Origin of the sequence: Xanthomonas sp. A1809, assembly GCF_017746015.1 — a bacterium.
In the GTDB taxonomy this organism is placed as follows: Bacteria; Pseudomonadota; Gammaproteobacteria; order Xanthomonadales; family Xanthomonadaceae; genus Xanthomonas; species Xanthomonas euvesicatoria.
Genome location: NZ_JAGHWZ010000001.1, coordinates 16252 through 38928, shown reverse-complemented (window position 1 = coordinate 38928; position 22677 = coordinate 16252). Strand labels below are relative to the sequence as shown.

At 62.9% G+C, this 22677-nt stretch carries 15 protein-coding genes; 9 read left to right on the top strand and 6 right to left on the bottom strand.

All coding sequences use genetic code 11. The annotated features are described in order from the left end of the window. Window position 1 precedes the first annotated feature (1 nt). Window positions 2–2221, bottom strand: a complete 2220-nt coding sequence (locus J7396_RS00145; RefSeq protein ID WP_209260724.1) for a TonB-dependent siderophore receptor — start codon at window positions 2219–2221, stop codon at window positions 2–4. A 256-nt stretch (window positions 2222–2477) separates the two neighbouring features. After that, window positions 2478–2933 (bottom strand): hypothetical protein, encoded by a 456-nt coding sequence (locus tag J7396_RS00140; protein ID WP_209260723.1) that lies wholly within the window; start codon window positions 2931–2933, stop codon window positions 2478–2480. 328 nt (window positions 2934–3261) lie between these two features. On the opposite strand from J7396_RS00140, the gene J7396_RS00135 reads away from it, so the two are divergent. The 8 genes from J7396_RS00135 (at window position 3262) to J7396_RS00100 (ending at window position 11651) form a co-directional block, all read left to right on the top strand. Further along, window positions 3262–3684 (top strand): DUF2946 family protein, encoded by a 423-nt coding sequence (locus tag J7396_RS00135; protein WP_343237455.1) that lies wholly within the window; start codon window positions 3262–3264, stop codon window positions 3682–3684. Between the two features lie 60 nt (window positions 3685–3744). Next, window positions 3745–4131, top strand: a complete 387-nt coding sequence (locus J7396_RS00130; RefSeq protein ID WP_209260721.1) for a hypothetical protein — start codon at window positions 3745–3747, stop codon at window positions 4129–4131. Continuing rightward, window positions 4121–4723, top strand: a complete 603-nt coding sequence (locus J7396_RS00125; protein WP_244669446.1) for an SCO family protein — start codon at window positions 4121–4123, stop codon at window positions 4721–4723. Before J7396_RS00130 ends, J7396_RS00125 begins: the two co-directional genes overlap by 11 nt. Window positions 4724–4806: 83 nt before the next feature. After that, window positions 4807–5361, top strand: a complete 555-nt coding sequence (locus J7396_RS00120; RefSeq protein ID WP_209260720.1) for a copper chaperone PCu(A)C — start codon at window positions 4807–4809, stop codon at window positions 5359–5361. 228 nt (window positions 5362–5589) lie between these two features. After that, window positions 5590–6054, top strand: coding sequence for a DUF2946 family protein (locus tag J7396_RS00115; RefSeq protein WP_209260719.1), 465 nt, complete (start codon window positions 5590–5592; stop codon window positions 6052–6054). Window positions 6055–6399: 345 nt separating this feature from the next. Then, window positions 6400–8469 carry a TonB-dependent siderophore receptor gene (locus tag J7396_RS00110; RefSeq protein WP_209260718.1) on the top strand — a complete coding sequence of 690 codons (2070 nt, stop codon included), beginning with the start codon at window positions 6400–6402 and terminating at the stop codon, window positions 8467–8469. A gap of 75 nt (window positions 8470–8544) precedes the next feature. Then, complete coding sequence (locus J7396_RS00105; RefSeq protein WP_209260717.1) at window positions 8545–10695, top strand: TonB-dependent siderophore receptor; 2151 nt, start codon at window positions 8545–8547, stop codon at window positions 10693–10695. Between the two features lie 182 nt (window positions 10696–10877). After that, window positions 10878–11651: an alpha/beta hydrolase gene (locus J7396_RS00100; protein WP_244669445.1), complete on the top strand. Its 774-nt coding sequence runs from the start codon at window positions 10878–10880 to the stop codon at window positions 11649–11651. A gap of 460 nt (window positions 11652–12111) precedes the next feature. Here the strand turns inward: J7396_RS00100 and J7396_RS00095 are convergent, their stop codons facing one another. Next, a complete protein-coding gene (locus J7396_RS00095; protein ID WP_244669444.1) occupies window positions 12112–13389 on the bottom strand; it encodes an aminotransferase class V-fold PLP-dependent enzyme in 1278 nt (425 codons plus the stop codon). Between the two features lie 558 nt (window positions 13390–13947). On the opposite strand from J7396_RS00095, the gene J7396_RS00090 reads away from it, so the two are divergent. Continuing rightward, on the top strand, window positions 13948–16347 hold the full coding sequence (locus tag J7396_RS00090) for a glycoside hydrolase N-terminal domain-containing protein (RefSeq protein WP_209260715.1): 2400 nt from the start codon (window positions 13948–13950) through the stop codon (window positions 16345–16347). Between the two features lie 223 nt (window positions 16348–16570). Here J7396_RS00090 and J7396_RS00085 read toward each other — a convergent pair whose 3' ends face one another. From J7396_RS00085 to J7396_RS00075, 3 genes are read right to left on the bottom strand one after another with little or no spacing between them, the layout of a single operon-like run. After that, window positions 16571–18490: an alpha/beta fold hydrolase gene (locus J7396_RS00085; RefSeq protein ID WP_343237454.1), complete on the bottom strand. Its 1920-nt coding sequence runs from the start codon at window positions 18488–18490 to the stop codon at window positions 16571–16573. A 5-nt stretch (window positions 18491–18495) separates the two neighbouring features. Then, on the bottom strand, window positions 18496–21570 hold the full coding sequence (locus J7396_RS00080; protein ID WP_209260714.1) for an efflux RND transporter permease subunit: 3075 nt from the start codon (window positions 21568–21570) through the stop codon (window positions 18496–18498). Continuing rightward, window positions 21567–22673: an efflux RND transporter periplasmic adaptor subunit gene (locus J7396_RS00075; protein WP_343237453.1), complete on the bottom strand. Its 1107-nt coding sequence runs from the start codon at window positions 22671–22673 to the stop codon at window positions 21567–21569. The genes J7396_RS00080 and J7396_RS00075 overlap by 4 nt, the downstream gene beginning before the upstream one ends. Between the last annotated feature and the right edge of the window lie 4 nt (window positions 22674–22677).

Genomic DNA, 22677 nt, shown 5'->3' with positions numbered 1-22677 from the left:
GTCAGAACCGCGTGCGCAGGGTCAGCTCGACGCTTCGTGGCGCGCCAAGGTAGATGTGGGTGGACGGGTAACCGGAGTAGGTGCCGTAAAGCTCGTCGGAGAGGTTGCGCACACGCAACACTGCCGCTACGCGCTGCCAGTCGTAGCCGACCCACGCGTCGAAGGTCGTAGCGCCACGGACGTGGATGGTGTTGGCGTTGTCGGTGTAGAAGCCGCCCACGTTACGAGCGGATGCCCCGATCGACAGTGGCACACGTACGAAGCGATAACTGCCAGCCAGGGTGGCGGTACCATTGGGGACATTGGTGGGGCGATTGCCGCTGCGGTCTGCACCGCCGGCCTCCATTAGCCGGTCGTAGCGCGCCGTGCCGTAAGCGGCGGCCAGGTCCAGTCGAAGGCCCCGCGTGACCCGAGCTTGAGCAGAGAGCTCCACACCTTGAGAGGACTGCTCGCCGCCCTGAACGCTGATGCTCGGGTTGGTTGGATCGCGGGTGAGGATATTGTCGCGCTCGATCCTGTAGGCGGCCGCGGTCAGCTCCACGCGCTTGTCCCACACGCTTGCCTTCACACCGGCTTCGAGCGATTTCCCCTTGCTGAGGTCGAACACGCCAGCGGCCGGCCGCATCGTCAGCAGGGTGGAAACAGGACTGACCGCTGTGGCGTATTGGCCGTAGACCTGCACGTCCGGCGTCACATCGAAGACCGTGCCAACGCGCCAGGAGAAGGGGCTGTAGTCGGGACGAAACGTTTCCGAACTGCCGGTGTTCAGATCACGGATATCGCGCGACAGTGAGATCTTCTCAATACGCGCACCCGCTAGCAGGATCCAGCGGTCTGTCAGGTTGAGCGCGTTCTCTGCGAACGCCGCGGAGGTGCGCAGGCGAGAGTCGAAGATCACGTTGTTGCCTGGCCCGGGGAAGTTGGCCGCCGATTCGTCCGGAAAGACGCCAAGCGCCGGATTGATCGGCGAAACCGGCGTGGTCGTGCCGGTCTGCCGTGGGTTGTGGAAGTCGGTGTCGTTGTGCTCGAGCCCGGCGGTGAATCGGTTGCGATGCCCGCCCACCTGGCCGTCGAACGCCAGCGCAAGCCGCTCATTCCAGACCCGCTGATCGTGCTGGATCCGCTCGGCGGTGCGGGAGAATTGCCCGCTCGCGCGGTTGTAGATCCAGTTGTCGGAATAGAAGAAGTCACGGTCGGCCTGATACCAGCTCAGATCGTTCTGCAGCGACCAGCCGCTGCCCAGCGGAAGGTCCACGCGCCAGCGCAACAGGTCGCTGTTGGCCCCGGTCGTGGCACCCGGCGGGTTGTAGTTCACGTGGCGCGTCGCCTTGTCCACGACAAATCCGTCGGTGCTGCGCACGACATGGCTGGGCGATCTTGCAACGTCGGCGGGCACCATCGGCGCGCCCTGATAGGTACCCGTGCTGTCGTCCTCTGCGTGCTCGAAGGAGAACAGCATCGACATCCCGGTGCCCGGGCGCCACAGCAGGCTGCCGCCGACCGTCAACAGATCGGTCTGGTTGTCGTCGATGTCGTTGAGGCTGTCAGAGCGCAGGCGGCTGACGAAGCCGCGAACGGCAACGGTGTCCGACAGCGGCGTGTTGACGTCGAACCCGGCACGCCAGGTGTTGAAACTGCCGACGCCCAGCATGCCTTCCATGGAGGTTGCCGCTAGTTGCGGCTTGCGACTCACCAGGTTGATGGCCCCGCCCAGGGCACCTTCGCCATAAAGCACCGACGCCGGGCCACGCAGCACTTCAACCCGCTCCAGACCGAAGGTATCCAGGTTGCGGGTGACGATTGTCGAAGCGCCAAGACGCACGCCGTCGTGCAGGACAGAAACCGTGTTGCCGCTGAACCCGCGCATGGTGACCACGGCCGGGTTGCCCGGCACATTGCCGACCATCGCGCCGGCGACCATGTCGAACACCTCACTGGTCGTGCGTGCGCCTTGCTGGGCGATATCGCTCTGATCGATCACTTGAAGTGACGCTGGCGTCTCGCGCTGCGACAGGCCCAAGCGGCTGCCGATCGCTTCCGGCGCATCAAGCAACCGCTGGTATTGTCCCTGCACCTGCAGGGTGTCGAGGGTCGTGGCTTCGGCAGGCGGCTGTTGGTGGTCTGTCTGGGCATATGCCGATGGCGCACAGGATGCGCTGATGGCCAACAGGAGCGCGCCCTTTCGGGGCATGCCGGCGGAGATGAAATTGGAGATCGTCATCGATGAACCTTCGATACGGGATGCTGTGCGGTGTTGTCATGGGGTGACCAAGCGCGATCGGACGACAGACGCTCAATCGGGCACAGCATCAAACGGCCGCGACCACGCAGGGTCGAGACAAGCAAAAGAGCCGGCATTGCGCCGGGCGTCAGCGGTACAGGGCAGCACGTGCACGCGCGCTGGCCTCACGGTGATGGGGAGGCAGACAAACGTGCATTGACGGATAGGCGCAATGCGCCTCAAGTCATGGGCTGGTTCAGCAGATGGAGGCGGCCGGCGGACCGCGAGCACCGAGCGTGCCTAGTGCAGGAACACGCCGTATATCGACGAGGCCGACCAAGGCGCGCAAGACCGCAGGCCAGGTGGCCAGCAAAAGAAGCAAGGCCACCAACAGGCCGATCATCCGAGCGGCAATCAGACAGTATTCGCAGTCCACGCCCATCTCATGCTCGGCATGAGAGGCATCGGAGCTGGATGGAGGCGTGTCCGACTCCGCCACAACGGCAGCACCCGGCATCTGCATGGCGTGGTCCATGCCATGACCCATGCCATGACCCATATCATGGTGCAGATGGTGCACGTTGGCTGTCCGTGGTGTCGCCGGCTCCATTGGCAGGTGATGCCCTGCATGAGCGACTGACATCGAAGCCGCACCTGCCGCCGGGTGCACAATCGCCCGGCTGATCAGCGGAGCGACCACGACCAGCAGCATGGCCAAGCATGCCCAGGCGTGGAGCCAGCGGTGGAGAACAGGACAATGCACCGGCCGATTCTAAGGGACGGAGTAAGAATGTCAGGCGTTGAACGTCACCCGATTGAGCCTGCGCGACCGTTTGTCGCACCTGCCGCCCCGCGAACGACAGAGGGGCAGCAACACTCTCAACGGCTTCGGGTCGTCCAAGCCTGCTGCAATCGAGTAGGGATCTGAAATTGCCCAGGCATCTACGCCCCCGTGGTTTCAATGTGGAACCTTGCTCGATCGAATTGACAGCATCGCGTGTCACTGCCAAGTGCGACAAATCACCCGCAATCGTGGCGTCATGGCTAGAATGCGCCGCATGCGGCAATTTGCCTTCCAGCGCGCGATGAGCTCCTTGGCGATACTAGCCATGGCACTGCTGCTCGCCATGCCGATCGCCTCGCGGGTGATGGCGTCCAGTTCCGGGGGAACCCATGCGACGTGGTCGCAGCTGTGCACGGCAAGCGGCCTGAAACTGGTCAAGACCGTCGACACGTCCAGCGTACCGGACAGCGAGCTGCCGACCGCTCCGTCTATTGACCACATGGATGGCGACTGTCCTTATTGCCCGCTTGCCGCGGGCATGATGGCCTTGCTGTTCGGCCTGCTGCTTTCACTATGTTTCACCCCGCAACGCGGCATACGGAACTGGCGGCGTGACATCGCACGTCTGTTTCTGCACCCCAATGGCCTGGGATCGCGCGGGCCGCCACTCCTGGCTTGAGGTCGAGGTCGGTCTTCCGCGCACAAGTTGCGCGCGTCGCTTCAATCCAGGAGTTTTCCCGTGTCGATCAATTTCTTCGCGGCGCCACGTGCGTTGCGTATTGCCATGGCAATGGCCGCGATCCTGTTGCCCGCCGCCGCTCGTACCGCCGAGCAGCCATTCCCCATCACGCTTGACGCGATGCAGGTCTGCTTGGCTGGCTTCCGGCGTGTCCAGGCCGAGAAAACGCTCACGCCACCCGCGATCACGGTGCTGGATGGGGATCACGCACAGATCGACACGGCCCCCTACCGGGCCAAGCCTGCGATCACCGACAACTTGCACCTGCTAGCCGAGCAACTGACGGCCGCGGAAAGGCAGGTCTCCGTCGAGCGGCTGCGTCTGACGGCCCCGTTGAGTGCCGGCATGCGCCTACCGGCTGCCGGAGATGTTGCTCATGAAGGTTGATCTGCCCAGGTGGCCTGCGATGGCCCGGCACCTTGGCCTGGCCCTGCTCGCCCTCGGGCTGCTGTGCGCCTGCAGCCCGCCGCCGCCGCATGGGGCCGACCTGAGTGCGGCAGGGCGCGGGGTGAGCTTTTTCCTCAGGGATACAGCAGGGCAGCCGCGCCCGTCGCAGAGCTTCCGCGGCAAGGTGCTGGTGCTGTTCTTTGGATTCACCCGCTGCCCGGACATCTGCCCGACCACACTGGTGCGGGCTACGCAAATCAAGCGGCAGCTCGGACAGGATGCGCGCGAGGTGGAGTTCGCCTTCGCCACCTTGGATCCGCAGCGCGATACCCCGCAAATGCTACGCACCTATGTCCAAGCGTTCGACCCCGGCTTCATCGGCCTCACCGGCACCGAGGGCGAAGTGAAGGCCGCCGCCGCCCAGCTCCACGTGGTCTACGCCAAAGTGCCGATTGGCAATACCTACACGATCGATCATTCGACCCGCAGCTACGTATTCGATCGCCAGGGCCGACTGCGCGTGGGGCTGGCCCATGAGCAGAGCGTGCAGGACTGTGTAGCGGACATCCGCCAGGTTCTTGCCGACGATTGAATGCCCGTTTCCCGTCGCACCAACCATCATCATCGCCCGCCGCACCACGGCCGGGCCTTTCCGCAAACCGGAGGTCATTCGTCATGAACCTGCACGCCACGCTGCTCCTCGTCACACTACTCGCCTTGGTCGGCTGCCAGCAGACCGGCCCACATGCCGGACACGAGGAGGCGACAGCGCACCCAGCATCGCCACAGGCCGACATCGCTTCGCGCGCACCAGACAAGCCCGTCGTACAGGTCAGCCATGCCTGGTCGCGCGCCACACCGCCGGGCGCGGCGGTGGGAGGCGGCTACGTAACACTGCGCAACGATGCCGACCTGCCCGACCGACTCGTCGCAGTGGAGTCGGCAGCTAGCGCGCGCGTGGAGATACACGAGATGCGCATGGAGGGGGATGTCATGAAGATGCGTCGGCTCGATGACGGTTTGGCCCTACCTGCGCATGGCACCGTGCAGTTGCAACCAGGCGGCAACCACCTGATGTTCATCGAGCCGCATTCACCGTTCGTCGTCGGCAAACCGATCAAGGCAACCCTTGTGTTCCAGAACGCTCCACGCGTGAGCGTACAGTTCGATGTGCAGCCAATGGGGTCAGAGGAGCCAAGCAATGCCGCCTCCCCGCACTCGATGCACTGAAGACCGACCGAACTGCTGCAGCCCGACCGGTAGCGGCCAGCATGAGGGCGCACATGTCGTCGCGTTCTGGCTGCAACGACGTCCTGACCCGGGCGGCAAGCCCGCGCTTCCTCTTAGGTAGCTCCGGCGGCAGTCGGTGCCCATCTGCCTCAAGCCACCTGTGCAACCCGCCATCACCACCACAAGACTGCCAGCCATGACCTTGCGCCATGGTCTAGACTGACAACCATGTTGCGCCATTCGCACTTGCTGCAGGTCATGCATCGGCTCGCCTTGTTGGGCGCGTTGCTGATGGCGATTGCGCCGGTGCTCAGCCGCTGGAGCCTGGCGGATGCGTCCACGCACTCTGTTCGGCAACTGGCGGAACTGTGCACCAGTCACGGCATGCAGCAGGTCGAACTGGGTACAGGCGCGCCCCCGATGCAGGCCGCGCATGCGATGTCGATGGACATGGCCATGCCCGGCATGGACCACGGTCATACCGGGGCCATGCCGATGGACAAGGACGATGGCATGCTCTGCGATTACTGCGTACTCGCGGCCACCCTGCTGGCCTTGCTGTTGGTAGTCCTGGTGCTGCCGCTTCTGCTGCATGCGGCTGTCCGCCTGCCATTGCTGCGACGCATGCAGCGCATCGCCAGCGCCTGGCCGGCCCACGGCGCGCGCGGCCCGCCGGACACCTTGCCGGCCTGATCCCGCTGGTGGCACCTGGCATGGCCGGGCCGCCAGCCATCCGTCTTCGTATCTGCCGTTGCGTCATCGCTGATGACCCCGATGTGCTGCGCGTTGAACCGCCTTGCGCGGCCAAGTGCGCTGCCGCAGTCGTCATGTGGTCGGTGATCGGCAGGGCATCGCCTCCAACGAGGGCGATTGCGATGCGAAGTGACCTTAAGCGTTAGTCGCCGATCCCGCGGTGCGGTTGCATCGTGGCTTGCGTATTCCGCCTGGCGCGGCCGGCCGTCATCCCCAGCGGCCCACGCCTGGCCTGCCCGCGCCATCGGCACCGGGCGGCGATTCACCACGAGAACCAGGAACAGCATGAACAAGCTATTGGTGGGCCTCCTGTTCGCAGGAGGGGCGCTGGACGCGGCCGCCCAGGACGCAACGCAACTGCCTGCCGTGCAGGTGGTCGGCGACTACGCCGCCGACAAGGCGCGCAGCACGCTCCAGTCCGAGGTTGCGCTGGCCGACTATCCGGCCTCGGTCCAGGTGGTGCCAGCGGAGGTGCTGCGCGATCGCGGCGTGACGCGCACCGAACAGCTGGTGGACAACGTCAGTGGCGTGCATGCCGAAGCAAGCTATGGCAGCAATGGCGCCACGTTCTTCAACATCCGTGGCTTCAGCGAAAGCAATGGCCTGCGCGATGGCTTCCGCAACTACGGCTACTACGCGTTCCGCGACGTGCAAAACATCGACCAGCTGGAAGTGTTCAAAGGGCCGGCTGGCGCGCTGTATGGCGGTGTGGGTGCGGTCGGCGGCTACGTCAATACGGTCTCCAAGCGACCGCAGCAAGACAATTCCGGCGAGATCGGCCAAACGGTCGGCGGCAACAACTTGCGCCGCACCACGCTGGACCTCAACCGCGTCGTGAGCGGTGAGATCAGCTTGCGCCTCAACGGTGCGATCGAAAACAACGACACCTTCCGCGACGACGGTGGCTACCACGCGTGGTCGATTGCGCCTTCGGCGACCTGGGACAACCACGCCGGCACCTCGCTGACGTTGCTGACCGAATTCAACCATCTCCGCCGCGATGGCTTCGATCTTGGGATTCCCGCGATCGAACGCTATCGCGACTTGTCGCGGACGCGCTATTACGGCTTGCGCGATGGCGTCGACGCTGCGGTGCAGGGTGACGACGGCCGCAACGCCACCCGTGCAGCCACGCTGTTGTTCTCGCATGCCCTCTCGGCCGACTGGACGCTGCGCCTGGGCGGGCAATACGTTTCGGCCAGCCAGCACTCGACCCAGACCTTTCCCGACAGCACCACGCCGGTGGGTAGCCTGCTGGGATATTCGGTCTATGCCAATGCCGATGAGAATTCCCGGCAATACAGCGGGCGGGCGGAGCTTGCCGGCGATCTGCTCATTGCCGGCATGCGCCACCAGGTCCTGGCCGGGGTCGACTACGGGTACCTGGAACAAGGCAGCGCCGGCTCGCAGGTCTATGCGCTGCAGATCGACCTGTTCGACCCGGGCAACGTCACCGCATTGCGCGCCAATGGCGCGCTGGAATCCCACCAGGGCCAGGGCAAGGACTACGGCCTCTACGTCCAGGATCTGATCGAGCTCAGTCCACAACTCAAGGCCATGCTCGGCATGCGCGTGGATCGCTTCGTCAACACCGCCATCGAGCGTGACGTGGTCGCCGGGCGCGGGCAGCAGACCGCGTTCTCCCCGCGCGTGGGACTGACCTGGCAGCCGTTGGCGGGCACGTCGTTGTTCACCGACTGGAGCCGCAGCTACTCGCCCAATGTGGGCCACAGCGGCGGCGGCATCACCTACGATGCGCAGATCGCCGAGCAGTTCGAAGTCGGCGTCAAGCGGGCGCTGGTCGACGACCGGCTCGATGCCAACCTGGCCCTGTTCCACCTGGACCTGGCCAACATCCTGACCACCGACCCGGCCAATCCGCTGCGGCAGGTGCTCAACGGCAGGCAGCGCAGCCGCGGTGCGGAGCTGGATCTGGCCGGCACGATCCTGCCGGGCTGGAAGGTGATCGCCAGCTACGCCTACACCGATGCCAAGGTCGAACGCGACACCGATCTGCCGGTGGGCGATGCGCTTTCGAACGTGCCGCGGCATAGCGGCAGCGTGTGGAGCACGTATGCGTTCAGTTCGCTGCCCGGGCTGAAGATCGGCGCCGGCGTCTACTACGTCGGCGCGCGGGAGGCCACGCTGCCCAACACCTTCCAGCTGTCGGCCTATGCCCGGACCGACGCGATGGTGTCCTACGCACGTGGGCAGTGGAGCGCGCAGCTCAACCTGCTCAATGTCTTCGACCGCAAGTACTACACCGGTGGCTCGGCGGGCGTCTTCAACTACACCCTGACCCCAAGCGCGCCGGCGACCGCGCAGCTGACGCTCTCCTACCGGTTTGCGGACTGAGCCCTACCAGGCCATCGCGTAGCGCATGCCGCCCGCGCAACAAAAAAACACCTTTCCTATTGGAGACCTGAGCTGATGATCCACAAGACCCTATTGCACACCGGCATCGCGCTGAGCCTGGCCGGCCTGGTGCTGCCGGCCCACGCGCAAGCGCAGGACCAGACCACTGCCCAGCAGGCCGCGGCGGACGCGTCCGAGCACACGCCCAGCTGGACGCTCGAACCGGTCAACGTCACCGCCAGGCGCGCGCAGTACTCCACGGCGGCCACCTCTGCAGCCACCCGCACGCAGACGCCGCTCATCGAGGTTCCGCAGTCTGTGCAGGTCATCACCCGCACGCTGCTGCAGGAGCAGGATCGACGCACGCTGGGCGAGGCGCTGGTCAACGTGTCCGGTGTCACGCCGACGCGTTCGGACGAGAACCTGTTCATTCCACCGATCGTGCGCGGATTCCCGGCTGAGGTGTACCTGGACGGGCTGCCGCTGTTTGCGGGAAATCAGCAAGCCTACGACCCCACCGGCATGGTCGGCATTGCCAGCATTGCGGTACTCAAGGGCCCCAGCGCAACGCTGTATGGCGGTGGGCTCGGCACGCCGCTGGGTGGTTTGATCAACATCCAGAGCGAGCGACCGGACCCAACGGCTTCCAGCGGCTACGCAGCGCTGCGCGCGGGCAGCTTCTCGACCTGGAATCCTTACGCCGACCTCAATCTTCCGTTGTCGCCAACGGTGGCGGCACGGATCAGCGCCGAATATCAACGCGACGACAGCTGGATCGACAAGGTACATGGCCAGCGCTGGTCGCTGCAGCCCAGCCTCCTGTTCCAGCTGGCACCCGATACCGATCTATTGCTGCAAGGCCAGTTCAATCGCCGCCGCTCGCTGGAATACTCCGGACTGCCAGCGGATGCTGCGCTGGCCGGCACAGTGGACCGCGATGCCTTTCCCGGCGCGCCCAATGGCCAGCCACTGACCAGCAACGACACCCGGATGGGTACGGCCACCCTGCGCCATGCGTTCTCCGACCGCGTCAAGCTGACGGTGACAGCGCGCTATTTCCGCGGCAAGGTCGATGAGAGTGGCAGCTTCGTCTATCCCGGCCTTGCCGCCACCGACACACTGGCGCCCGACTACGACGTCTTCCCGATCTCGATGGTGAACCGCACGAAAGAGGCGACACTCGACGCGAACCTCGCTGCCAAGGTGGACCTGTTGGGCGGAACGCACACGCTGCTGGGCGGCATCAACTACGACTGGACCAGCTTCTACAGCGGGATGGGCCTGTTCATCAGCGACAGTCCTGCCGGTACGATCAATCTGGCCAATCCCCGCTACGACCTGACCTATACACCGCAGCTGCCGGTCAACTCATACACCGACGATCGCTTCACCACCGTCGCTGCCTATGTTCAGGACCAAGCGACCTACGGTCGCCTGCATATGACGGGGGGCTTGCGTCTGACTTCGCTGAAGTTCGTCGAGAACAGCAATATCGGCGTGGCCAACGACAAGACCTACACGCATGTGTCGCCCCGTTTCGGCGCAACCTTCGACGTCGCCTCCGGCGTTGCCGTGTTCGCGGGGTATGCCACCGCCTTCCGCGCGCCGTTCGGATTCATCGGCCTGGCGACGCCCAAGCCGGAGACCTCCGCCAATGTCGAAGGCGGGTTGAAGCTTTCGCTGCCGAGCAGCGGTCTTTCCGGCACCGTCGCGCTGTTCCGGCAGACGCGCAAGGAGGTGGCGGTCTCCGACCCGGGTAACGTGGGCTACTTCATCCAGAGTGGCCGCCAACGCGCACGCGGTCTGGAAATGGACATGGTGTGGGAGCCGGTTCCCGCCTTCTCGTTGCTGGCCAACTATGCCCACACCAACACGCAGGACGAAGGCAGCTCGCCTGGCGACCGGATCGCGCGCGTGCCCGACAACAGCGGGCGAATCGCCGCACGCTACCGGCTGCTTGATGGACCGGCCAACGGGCTGGCCTTCGGTGCAGGCATCACCGCGTTCAGTTCGCGCGAGCTCACGCTGCCGAACACCGTCGCCATTCCTGGCTACGCCACGATCGATGCGCAAGCCGCCTATACCTTCGGCAGGTTCACGCTGGGACTTGCGCTGGTCAACCTGACCGGACGCAAGGAGTGGGACCCGTATTCGTACATGGGCTATCCGGTCGTGGCGCCCAATCAGCCGCGCTCTGGCTACGTCACCCTCAAGATGGATCTGTGATGGCGAATCTTTTCAAATGCCGGCTCATCGGGGTAAGCATGCTGCTGGCGGTTGCATGGGCATGGCCGGCGACAGCTGCGCAAACGTCAGCTGGCGACGCGCGCATCCCGCTCTACCCGGAAGGCGCCATCGCATCGCTCGGCGTTGCGGAGCGGCAGGACACGCTGGACACTGGCCAGACCTTGATCTACGACGTCAGCGAGCCAACGCTGGAGCTCTTCAGGCCTGCGTCGGGCCGGGAGACTGGCACGGCGGTGATCGTCGTGCCCGGAGGCGGATTTGTCGCGCTTGGCTACACCTCCGGTGGCGTGGAGGTTGCGCAAGCCCTGGCGGAACGTGGCATCACCGCCTTCGTGCTCAAACACCGCACCATTCGTAGCGGCGACGGACCGATGCGCATGCCCGCAATCCATCTGCGGGAGATGGAGTTGGTGATGTCGCGCGCCAGAAGCGGGAATCCTGTGGAGCTCCCTCGCTTTGCCGGCGAGCCGCACGCCATCGAGGATGGAGCGCGCGCGGTGGCAATCGTGCGACAGCGCGCCCGTACCTGGGGAATCGATCCGCAGCGAGTCGGCGTCATCGGATTTTCGAGCGGCGCCTATCTGGCGGCCGATCTGGCCATCGGGCCGGATGTCTCGCGCCCGGACTTCGTCGGCCTGATCTACGGCGGCCTGCGCACACCGGTTCCCGCTGGCGCTTCCCCGGCCTTCATTGCAGGTGCCGCCGACGACCCCTACCAGCCGAACGATCCTCTCCTGCTCTACACCGCATGGCGCAAGGCCGGCGCCGTGGCCGAGCTGCACCTGTACGAGCGCGGCGGGCACGGATTCGACCTGCATCCAAAGGGGACGACCAGCGACCACTGGTTCGACGCGTTCACCTGGTGGATGCAGGCACGCGGGTTGCTGGGTCGGGCAGATACGTCGCATGCCACGCGCCAGCACATTCGTCCTTAGATCAGGTGGATCTGCACATCTTCAAGCCGGCAGGATCGCATTTCTCAAGGGCTTCAGAAGCGACAGGAAACCGTTCGTGTCGGGACACCGACCCCGGAAGCTGCCAGTACACGATGCGATCCACGCATTGCCGCCTGGTTTGCCAAATGGAAAGAACGCTGGGCCGTTGAGTGCCGCGACCCAACGCTCCGTCACAATCCAGATGAATTCACTGGCGCACCCCGCCCCTATGCTGCACCGTGTTGCGTTGCTGGTGTCGACGACCACTCCAACCACGCATAGCACAGCGATCGGACCGCCAATACGCCGTCAGGATTTCAGATGCAGGACAGACGATGCAGGCTGGCCGCGTGGTGATTGGAGGTCCGGCCCTAGCTTCATCGATAACCGCCCGACCTTTGCCAGTAACGATGACATCCACTGCAGTTGGGGCGGGCGCAAGCTGGCGGCCGCAAGCACCTCATGCACGCCGAGCGAGCTGGGCGACCGCATCGACCAGTCGCTGTATGTCGGCCACCGGGGTGAAGATCTGTGGTGTGACTCGAAGACAGCAGCCACTGTGCAAGTCGCTGCGGACCACGGTGAAAATGCCGAACTCGTCCTGCAGGCGCTGTTGCAGCGCATCGGCCTCCGCCTTGGACGATCGGCCACGCAAGCGGAACGCACCCATGCCCGAGGCATTGTGTTCGCTCGCCGCTCCCAAGATCTCCACCGCCTCCATCGCCCCCAGCGCGCTGGCCCAGACCTGGCGCAGGTAGCGCAAGCGTGCCTGCTTGTTGGCGCCACCAATTGCCTGATGGAACTGCACAGCGGCCGGGACCGTCATGAATGCGGCAAAGTCGCTGGTGGCCAGGTGAACCCGGGCCGTGATGTCGGCATCGGAGTCCGGCTCACCGGGGAACGGCCTGACCGGACTGAGCGTGCCGCGCCGCATATACAGGGCACCAACGCCTACCGGCGAACCGATCCATTTGTGCAGGTTGAACACCGCCCAGTCAACGCCCAACGTCTCGATGGTGAAATCGAGCAGGCCCCACGACTGCGCGCAGTCGCAGATGACCTGGATGCCGCGCTGTCTGGCAAGCGCTGCGATCCGGCGCACCGGCAGCACCAGCCCGTGCTGGTTGCTGACATGGGTGAGCACGACCAGCTTCAGGCGTGGATGCGCATCGAACGCCTGCTCGTAAGCGCGTACATAATCGTCATCGGTGCCAGTACTGGGCAGTGCAAGCATGGGGCCGTCCACCTGCCGCGCGCGGGCCAGCCACGCCATCATGCGTTTGAACTCCGGATAGTCCGCATCGGCCCAGGCGATTGCATCGCCCGGCGACAATCCGTCGTACTGCGTGATCAAGTTCACGAACGATTCGGTGGCGTTACGGGTCAGCATCACCTCGTCGACCTGCGCTCCGAGCGCATCGGCCACGACCCTGCGCGAGTGCAAAAAATCCGCATCATAGTCACGCCTGGCGTACCAGGACAGCTCACGATTGACGCGGTGCGTATTGCGTGCGAGCGCCTGCTCCACGGCGCTGGACATCTTGCCCCAGTAACCGTGCTCCAGATTGATGATGTCGTCCTGCACCGGATACAGGCGCCGGATGGCCTGCCAATGCGCCTCGTCGCGTGCCAATGCGTCCGGTGCCTGGTGGCTGACCGGCACGACGCTCGCGACTGGGCCCGCGATTGTCGGGATGGCGTCGACCATCGCCATCATGGCCACGGATGTGGAACCCATCAGGAAGCGCCTGCGATCGTGCATGCCATGAGCCTATTTCGTGTTATCTAATAACAATAACTGACATCGAAGGCTTCATCCAGCACTGCAGTCCAAGGAGGGCACGTAGTGAGTGTCTGCGCGTTTGGCCTCGCCCACACAGGATTGTGCACGCACCGTGGTGGACAAAAATCGGGCGCGACCGCAGATCCGGAATCGATTGCGCCGCGCGGCTTCAGCTGCAGCCATGCCCGTTACCAGGGATCTAGGTAGGCACTGCCCCGGGCACTCGGCGCTTCCTAAGCTCCCTACAAGGGTGTCGCTGGCCTCGTCCAAATCACGGACCTCCATGATTGCATCAATCATGCGCAACTCCCTGGCCACTCAGCCTAGAAGCTTCGTCGCTACAATGTTCCAGAAATAAGCCACATTCAGATCGATCGTCGTGGACTTGAGCACATGGAGGCAATCGATTTCACCATTGTTCTTTCCCGGCTTTCCCTCACGCAAGATTGCGGTTAAAAAAGAGCGTCTGCCGTAAATCGTGCCACTGGCACGTTGGCGCCTGAACCCGGAACAATGTCCCGTTCGAAGTATTCCCATGCTGACCATGCCGCGCGCCGTGCATTCTTGAAGCGCAGCGGTGCACTTGCCGCTCTACTGCCCTTGCTCAGCCTGCCAAGGTTTTCTGGCGCGCATTCCACACCCATCCGGCCGCCAACGACACCACTCGTTCCGCCCGATCAAGCGCTCCGTATGCAGTACGTAACACCCGCGCTTGAGAAAGACGTCCTTCAGCAGGGCTTGCCAATCGGCAATGGACGCATCGGGGCACTGATCGGCGGAGCGCCTGAGCGCGATTTCCTCTACGTCTCTGACGCAAGCATGTGGACCGGCGGCACGAATGTCACGCTGGATGAAAACGGCCAGTTTCCTTACGGGAAGGATGATTTTGGCAGTTTTGTCATGCTTGCTCGGTTGTACCTTGAACTCGAAGGCCATGGTGGGGCCTCCATCCATGACTATCGGCGCGAGCTGGATCTCAGCAATGGGTGCGTTCGAGTGCAGTACCGCCATCATGGTGTCGGCTACACGCGGACTTATTTTGCCAGCCAGCCCGACGACGTAATCGTCATTCGGCTTACATGCGAAAAAGGCGGCCTGCATAGCGGGAAGCTGCAGCTCGTCAGTGCGCATGAAGACGTCACTGGCGGACTCGACAACAGCACATTGCACTTCAGTGGCCGACTACCTAATGCATTGCGCTATGCCGCTGCCAGCAAGGTAATAGCGGATGATGGAAGGACGGAGATACGCGGCAACATATTGGAATTCTCCAAGTGCAGCGCGCTTACCGTCATCTTTAGTGGGGGAACCGATTATGCGCCTTGTTTGGAGGATGGCTACCGTGACCCAAGCGCTGTGCCATTGAATCTGGCAATCGAAAAGACACGCCGGGCCTCGACCGCTACAGCACCAACGCTACTCGACACGCATACCGCTGATTACAGGTCGCTTTTCGACACAATGCAGATCGACCTCGGTCGCTCCGACGATGCACTACGTAACCAGGACACCTGGCAACGCCTTATCACGCGTGCAAGCAACGGCGCTGCTCCAGATCCCGAACTGGAGGCCACCTATCTACAGTTCGGCCGTTATCTAACGATTGCCGGCTCGCGCGACAGTCTGCCGACGAATCTGCAGGGTCTGTGGCTCAAAGACAACACGCCCCCATGGATGAGTGACTATCATACCGACATCAATTTACAAATGAACTACTGGCTTCCGGATCGAGCTGGACTGGGCGTTTGTTTCGATGCGCTTACTCGCTACTGTTTGTCTCAATTCGAGTCCTGGACGCGCATTACCAAAGCTCACTTCAATGATCCTCGGAACCGCTTCAAAAATTCTTCTGGAAAGCTAGCAGGATGGACGGTTGCGATTTCCACCAATCCATTCGGTGGAAATGGCTGGTGGTGGCATCCAGCCGGAAACGCATGGCTATGCAATAGCCTTTGGCAGCATTATCAATATACACAAAGCAAAGGCTACCTACAGAAAATCTATCCGCTACTTAAAGGCGCATGCGAATTCTGGGAGGCGCGCCTCATCGAGATAACGACGACAGATGACACAGGCACCGTCCGCAAGGTGCTAGTTGATGATAGTGATTGGTCGCCCGAGCATGGGCCAGAACACGCAAAAGGAATCACCTACGCGCAGGAGCTGGTTTGGGATCTATTCGAAAACTATGCCCAGTCCAGCGCAATTCTTTCGCGTGATCAAGGATATGCAGAGGCCATAAAACAACTTCAACAGCGTCTGTACTTGCCTCAGATCAGCCCGATCACCGGAAGGTTACAGGAATGGATGTCTCCGAAAGATCTCGGCGAGGACGAGCACCGGCATTTGTCACCGTTGGTTGGATTCTTTCCTGGCGATCGGATTCATTTGGATCGCAGTCCAGCAGAGCTTATCGATGGAGTTACCAGACTCCTGGAAGCGCGAGGCATGTCCAGCTTTGGCTGGGCATGTGCCTGGCGCGCCATTTGCTGGGCACGACTGAGAAATTCTGAAAAGGCATATCAGCTGATAATCACCAACCTGTCTCCGTCACATGCCAATTCAAACGGTTCAGCGATGAACCTGTTCGACATTTATAGTTTCGGCGCCGATTCGAGTGCATTCCAGATCGATGCCAATTATGGAACGCCCGTGGCAATGCTGGAGATGCTGCTGTATTCCCGTCCAGGCAAAATTGAGATATTGCCCGCGCTGCCTCTGGCCTGGTCAAAAAGCGGCCGCATCACCGGAGTTGGTGCACGTGGCGGCTTTTTGGTTGATATGGAATGGCGCGACGGCAAGGCGACGTCAATTGAATTGACAAGCGTGGGCGGCGTTTCGACGAACGTGATCTTCAATGGGCAGTCGCAGGCTGTTGCCACTGGGATCGGAAGTCGAACCAAGATCCTTTGAACCCATCTGAATTTCTTGTTGCAGCGAGGATGCCGCCCGAGCAGGTCCGACGTTCATGGACAAACGAGATCGCCGAATATTCCAGCAATATTCGGCGCACGGATACATGGCATTATGACGGCAATCCTTTTCCTGCAGCCTTGCAATTGCAGGAATTGATTACCTAGCACCGACATGCTCGCCTGTCTTTTCGGAAGGCACATCAACCCCAGGACTAGGATCACTACCTGCTTGCATTCTCCTCAATGACGTTGTCGTCCTGTGTCAGGATACGCCTGAGTTCTAGAATAGCCGCTGGCGTTTCCTGCACGCTATGGCCGGCCACGATTATCTTCTCCGAGGTGGCACCTTCAAGGTGTGCGCTGCTGTAAGGGACAAAGCCATCATCGGAAAGCAGGAGTTCGCCTTGTGCTGAACGACGGGCAATGATCGAGTGATACGGAACCTGACTGCTGATCGGCAGATCCGCAGCGGCCTGAATGAAAGGGTCGCTCTCACGCAGATTGTCCATGCTGGTAGGCAGGCGATTCGGTACGTCGCTGGCAATGTCCAGCACGTCTGCAAAGCGATGCAGCAGCACGTTGGGAATGCCGACCATGCGACGCACCATGCCTGCCATCACACCGCTTGCCATAGCAGTACCTCGCTGGGGCGCAGCGATGAAGACGGCGCGACCTATCTCTGGCATCGGCTCGAACTGCAGCAGCGGCGTCAACTTGCTCCGTGCGCGTGTGCTGCGCTCCGGCGGTAGATCGCCTAGCAAGCGTTGCCACAAGCGGTCGCCATCGCTGGAGGAAATCATCAGCCGAGCGAGGACCCCGCCCATGCTGTGCCCCACCAGGACCATATGGTGAGATGCAGGATTGCGACGATCAGGATCGAAGCTGTTCAACGCGCCTTCGATTGTGCGGCGTATGGCGATGTGGTTGTAGGCCAACGGCAGATTGGTCGGGTAATACATCATCCAGACTTGATAACGCTGGCGTAATCCAGCATCGCCGGCGATCTCGTTGGCCAGGTTCACCCACGCTTCGGGGCTGCTGCCCAGGCCGTGCATCAGCAGTAGCACGCGCCTGTTCGGGTCGTAGGGTTGAAGCATGAACAATCGCGGTTGGCTCAAACCTTCGGCCATCCCGAACAAGGTGCGCAGCGATTGCCCGGCAAATCCCGAACGCGCCAACCAGACCCCATAGCCTGCCGTGTAGTTCGCTGCCAGAGGGACCCGGTAACCGCCAAACTGTCCGCTGTCGCTTTGCAGTGGATCGTATCCTTCCAGGCTGACGTCGGAGGTGGCCAGCACCTCGGCAAGCGAGGCCCCCCGGAACCGCAGTACAGCGGTAATGTTGGGCGTATGCATTTCGCTGAAGCCGCCGGGAGTCACCACCGCATCCGAAGCGACAGCTGCGCCGTGTTCGAGGTCCGGTAACACCGCCACCATCTCCGTACCAAATCCATCTCGGCGGTAAACGCTGCGCAGCCCATGGAAGCGGATCTTGGTAACCGGAATCAGCGCCTCAGGCGTGGGAATCTGTTCCAGCGGGCCCAATCCGCTTACGTCCAGGTTGACCTTCCAGGGATCGGGCGCGGGCAGACGCGTGGAGGTGCCGCCATCCGGCGGCAACTGTCGATAGCGCTGGAACAGCCCCGCCACGACCTGCTCGGTCGCATAGTTGTAGTAGTCGCGGACCTGCGTCTGCCGATCCTCGAACGCACGCTGGTCAGGCGCGCGACCGCTGAAGAACAGGTAGGCGTATGCGTAGCGGGCAGTCTCCAGCCAGCCCGACAATGCTGCGTCGGGCATCGCATCGCCCGTCTTCTGCGGCCGCTCGAGCGATTGCAGCAGTGACACTTCCGCCGCCGCCGACAAGCCACGCTCAGAGGTCAGTCCGCCTTCCTTAAGCAGCGCCTGCACGCACTGGCTGGGGGCCTGCATGCAACGCGCGCCATCGAGTCCGAGCAGCCGCAGGCTTTCGGTAGTGCTGTCGCCGAGCTGGCCTGTCGTGAGCGCATCGCCGCGCCGTGCCTCCAGGTAGGCACGGGGCTTGACAGGCTTCAACGTCACCGCAGCGCAGCCACTGGCCGTCATCACGACCAGCAGCCATAGCAGCCAGGCAACGCGATGCACCTGGGCGAGTAGCGGCAAGCACATCATGCGCGGGCCACGTCCTTGTCGCGCTCCAGCAGCCGAAGGCCGAACAGCACGTCATACAGGATTGGAATCATCCCCAATGTGACCAGCGTCCCCAAGGCCAGGCCTCCGATCATCGTGATCGCCATGCCGGTCCATAACGGGCCGGCAAACAGCATCAAGGGGATCAGGCCGACGATGCACGTGAGCTTGGTCATCACGATGGGGCGCAGTCGCTTGACCGCCGCAGAGATCACAGCCTCGCGTCGTGGCAGGCCTTCGGCCAGTTCCGCTTCGATGCGCTCCAGCAACAGTACCGCGTTGTTGACGATGATACCGGCCAGGGCAAGCAGGCCGAATGTAGCCATGAATCCGAACGGATAGCCGGTCAGCAGCAGGGCAAGGGCTGCACCAATCAGCACAAAAGGGATTGCCGACACCACGATGAACAGTTTGCGGAACGAGTTGAATTGCCAGATGAACAGCAACAGGATCGCCCCCAGTGCGTGCGGCATGTACTCCAGCAGGGCCTGGTTTGCTTCGGCCGAGTCCTCGATCTCCCCGCCCAGTTCGATACGGTAGCCGGGCGGCAGCTGGATCTTGGCGATCTTGTCGGCCAGCGTGGCGACCATTTCGCTGGTGGTCGAGTTCGGGTTGCGCCCGGTCACGGTGATGGCCCGCTCGAGGTTACGCCGCATCAGGGTGGACGGTTCGCTGGCGCGCTGGATGATGGCCACCGCTGACAGCGGCAGCGGCTTGCCACCGTTCTGCGGGTAAACCAGGGTATCGGCCAGACTGCCCTTGGCAGCGCGTTCACCGGCATCGCCCCTGAGCAGGATCGGCACGTCGACACCATCGTCGCGGATCTGCGAGACACCCACGCCGCTGTAGCGTAGCTGCAGCGCTTGTGCGATGTCTTCGCTACTGACTCCAGCACGACGCGCCTTCAACTGATCTACCTGCACGGTGTAGCGCGGGATGCGCGCCTGCCAGTCGTCGGTCACGTCCAGTGTGCCCGGCAGGCTCCGCAGCGCATCGGCAATCTGCTCGGCGGCGGCGCGCAGCACCTGCTCGTCGGCTCCGGTAACGCGGTACACCGCAACGCCCGCTTCGGTGGCGCCCAGAGAGAAACGCTTGGGTTCGGCACGTACGTCCGGCAGCGTCTTGCGCGTGTACTGGCGCACACGATCGATGACCTGGTCGATATCTGTCTTGGGCTTCACGCTCACCGTGAAGTAGGCGATGTTGGAACCAGGCAGCGGCGGGTTGAGACCAAGCACGATGCGCGGGCCGCCGTCTGCCACGTAGCCGATACTGTCGACGATCTCCGGATTGACGCGTTTGTCGGCCAACCAGCGACTGATCGTCTCGACCGATTGCAGGGTCTGGCGCGAGTCGGCCCCTGCCCTCAGCGTGACCGGCATCTGGAATTGCAAGCGGTCGGATTTGGGCAGGAAATCGTAGGGAATCGATCCCAGCACAACGACGGCACCGACCAGCGCAAGCAGCATCGTGCCGATGAAGAGCAACTTGAACTCCAGCAGGCGCTCGATGACCGCACGATAGGCACGGTAGAACCTGGAGTTGTAGTTGCCCTCGCTGTGTTCCCCGACGTGGACACGTGCGAAGTACAGGCATAGCAGAGGAGTGACGGTGATGCTGAGCAGCCATGACCCCAGCAGGGTAATGGCCAACACGATGGCCAGGGAGCGCATGTATTCGTTGGTGCTGGTCTGACCGAAGAAGAACGGCGAAAACGCAAGCACGATCACCAGCGAGGACGTCAACAAGGGGATTGCCAGCGTGCGTCCCGCTTCGACGCAGGCATGCAAGCGATCCTCGCCTGCCACGAGACGCCGCTCGATGTCCTCGGCAATCACGATACCGTTGTCCACCAGCAACCCCAGGGCCAAGATGATTGCCGCAATCGAGACGGTCTGCAGCTCCACATTTAGCACGCGCATCAGGATCAAGGAACCCAGGATGGTCAAAGGCACGATCGCGCCGACGATCAGACCGGTGCGCCAGCCCAAGAACAGCATGACGACCGCCATAACGATCACCACGGTCTCTCCCATCACCTGGTGCATCTTGCCCATTTCGCGGTCGACCACGTCGGCCTGAAAGGTCACCACATGCTGCTTGAAGCCGTTCGGCAAAAGCCTGGCGGTTTCAACAAGCTTTGCGCGCAGTGACTTTCCGAAGCTCACCACGTTGTAGCCATTGGCCATGGAGACGGCGACCACGACAGCTGCCTTTCCCTGGTAGACCGCCGCAGTTTCCGGCGGGTCCGCAGGCATGACCTGCACCTTGGCCAGCTCACCCAGCGGTACCTCGCGAGCCCCAGACGCATCTGGCACGCTGATCAAAAATTGCTGCAATGCCTGGAGGCTGCCGACCTCGCCGGAGGTCGCAACGGTCATCGCCATGCCCGCGGCTGACACCAGACCACCGGGAGCGATCACGTTCTGGCGGCGCAGTTGTTCGATCACGGAGGATGGGCTCAGGCCTGCCTCGACCATCCGCGCGCGATCGAACGCGATGTAGACGCGATCTTCCTGCAGACCGTACATCGAAACCCGCTCCACACCGGGCAGCGTATACAGCTGCTCGCGCATCTTGCGCAAAGGACCGCGCATCTCGGTCATGCTGAAGCCCGGTGCGGTGACTGCGATCGAGGCGACCGATACGCGCCCGAAGTCGTCATCGACAAACGGACCCATGGTGCCGGCCGGCAATACGCCGCCCACCTCGGCCGCCTTGGCGCGAACGCGCAACCAGAGTGCCGGCAGATCGGCCACGGTGTCGTGCGCCGTGATCTGCAGAATTGCGCTGCCCGGACGCACGGTGGTCACGATCTTCTTGATCCCCGCCAGGCTGCGCAGGTTCTCCTCAACCGGTCTTGCAAGCAGGCTCTCGACCTTCTCTGTCGGCATGCCGGGATAGGCCACCTGCACGATCGCATCACGGATGGTGACGGACGGCTCTTCCTGGGATGGAAAATTCAGAAAGGTCAGCACGCCGCCCACCAGCACCATCAGCGCGGTGAACAGAGTCAATCGGCTGGATCCGAGCGCTGATCGGGTCAGATTCACAGCGCACCTCCCGCGCTCAACTTGCTGCTTGAGACGAACGGCACCACCTGCTGGCCATCCGTGAGAAATGCCGCGCCGGCGCTGACCACTCGCTCACCGGGACGCAATCCACCGCGAATCTGGATCCGATCACCTTGCATTGCGCCCACCGACACCTTGCGACGCTCCACCCGTCCCTTGTCGGCCAGGTACACGAACACCGTGCCGGTCTGGTTGTCGTTGTGCGGCAGGACGGCCGCCAGGGGCAGCGATGGCTGCGCACTGTCCCGGCGCGGCAAGGAAAGTAGAAGACTCTCGCCACTGCGGAGATCCCTGCCGCCGGATTGCACATCGAAGATCGCCTGCACGGTGGCTGCGCCATCCAAGCCCGCAGCCACGCTCCGCAAACGCAACGTCACCGGATCCCTTGCCGCTCCTGTACGCGCGGCTGCGATAGTGGCACCTGGACTCAACGCCGCCACCTGCGGCGGCAGCAAGGCCACCACCTGCGCACGCCCCTCACCCTCCACTTGCAGAACCGCCTGACCGCCGGGCACGTCCACGTGCGGCTGTTGCAGACGGGCGACCACATTGCCGTCGAACGGAGCATGGATGTCCGCCTGACGTAGCGCGCGCTGCGCCAGCGCACGATCCGATTCGGCCACGCGCAAGCGCCCCTGCGCGGCATCTACCGCCACCTTGGCTGCGGTCAGTGTGGCCTGCGACGTTGCCCCGTCAGCGAACATGGCAGTCTGCTGTTCCAGCTGTATCTGCCGCTCATGCAGCTCTGCAGCTGCAGAGCTGGCATTGGCCTGGGCCTGTCGCAAACGAAGACGCGTCGGTTCCGGATCCAGCTGCGCCAGCAGCTGCCCCTGGCGCACATGGTCACCCACGTCGACGTAGATGGCATTGATCCGTCCACCGTTTTCGAATGCCAACGCAGTGCGCTGCTCCTGCCGCACCGTTGCGGTGAAGCGTGTCTGATCTGGGTCATCACCTGTTGCCGAGGTCAGCTTGACGGCTCGGGGAGCCTCCTGGGCAGGCCTGGCATCGTTGGAGCATCCCGGCAGCGATAGCAACGCGGCAAGCATGGCACTGGCGAGAAGGGAAGATTGGATGGTCACGAGA

Excerpts from the sequence above, each read along its gene's own strand:
- J7396_RS00095 (WP_244669444.1), bottom strand. The coding sequence starts at position 13,389 with ATGGGTTCCACATCCGTGGCCATGATGGCGATGGTCGACGCCATCCCG.
- J7396_RS00120 (WP_209260720.1), top strand. The coding sequence starts at position 4,807 with ATGAACCTGCACGCCACGCTGCTCCTCGTCACACTACTCGCCTTGGTC.
- J7396_RS00145 (WP_209260724.1), bottom strand. The coding sequence starts at position 2,221 with ATGACGATCTCCAATTTCATCTCCGCCGGCATGCCCCGAAAGGGCGCG.
- J7396_RS00125 (WP_244669446.1), top strand. The coding sequence starts at position 4,121 with ATGAAGGTTGATCTGCCCAGGTGGCCTGCGATGGCCCGGCACCTTGGC.
- J7396_RS00135 (WP_343237455.1), top strand. The coding sequence starts at position 3,262 with ATGGCTAGAATGCGCCGCATGCGGCAATTTGCCTTCCAGCGCGCGATG.
- J7396_RS00090 (WP_209260715.1), top strand. The coding sequence starts at position 13,948 with ATGTCCCGTTCGAAGTATTCCCATGCTGACCATGCCGCGCGCCGTGCA.
- J7396_RS00115 (WP_209260719.1), top strand. The coding sequence starts at position 5,590 with ATGTTGCGCCATTCGCACTTGCTGCAGGTCATGCATCGGCTCGCCTTG.
- J7396_RS00140 (WP_209260723.1), bottom strand. The coding sequence starts at position 2,933 with ATGCTGCTGGTCGTGGTCGCTCCGCTGATCAGCCGGGCGATTGTGCAC.
- J7396_RS00105 (WP_209260717.1), top strand. The coding sequence starts at position 8,545 with ATGATCCACAAGACCCTATTGCACACCGGCATCGCGCTGAGCCTGGCC.
- J7396_RS00110 (WP_209260718.1), top strand. The coding sequence starts at position 6,400 with ATGAACAAGCTATTGGTGGGCCTCCTGTTCGCAGGAGGGGCGCTGGAC.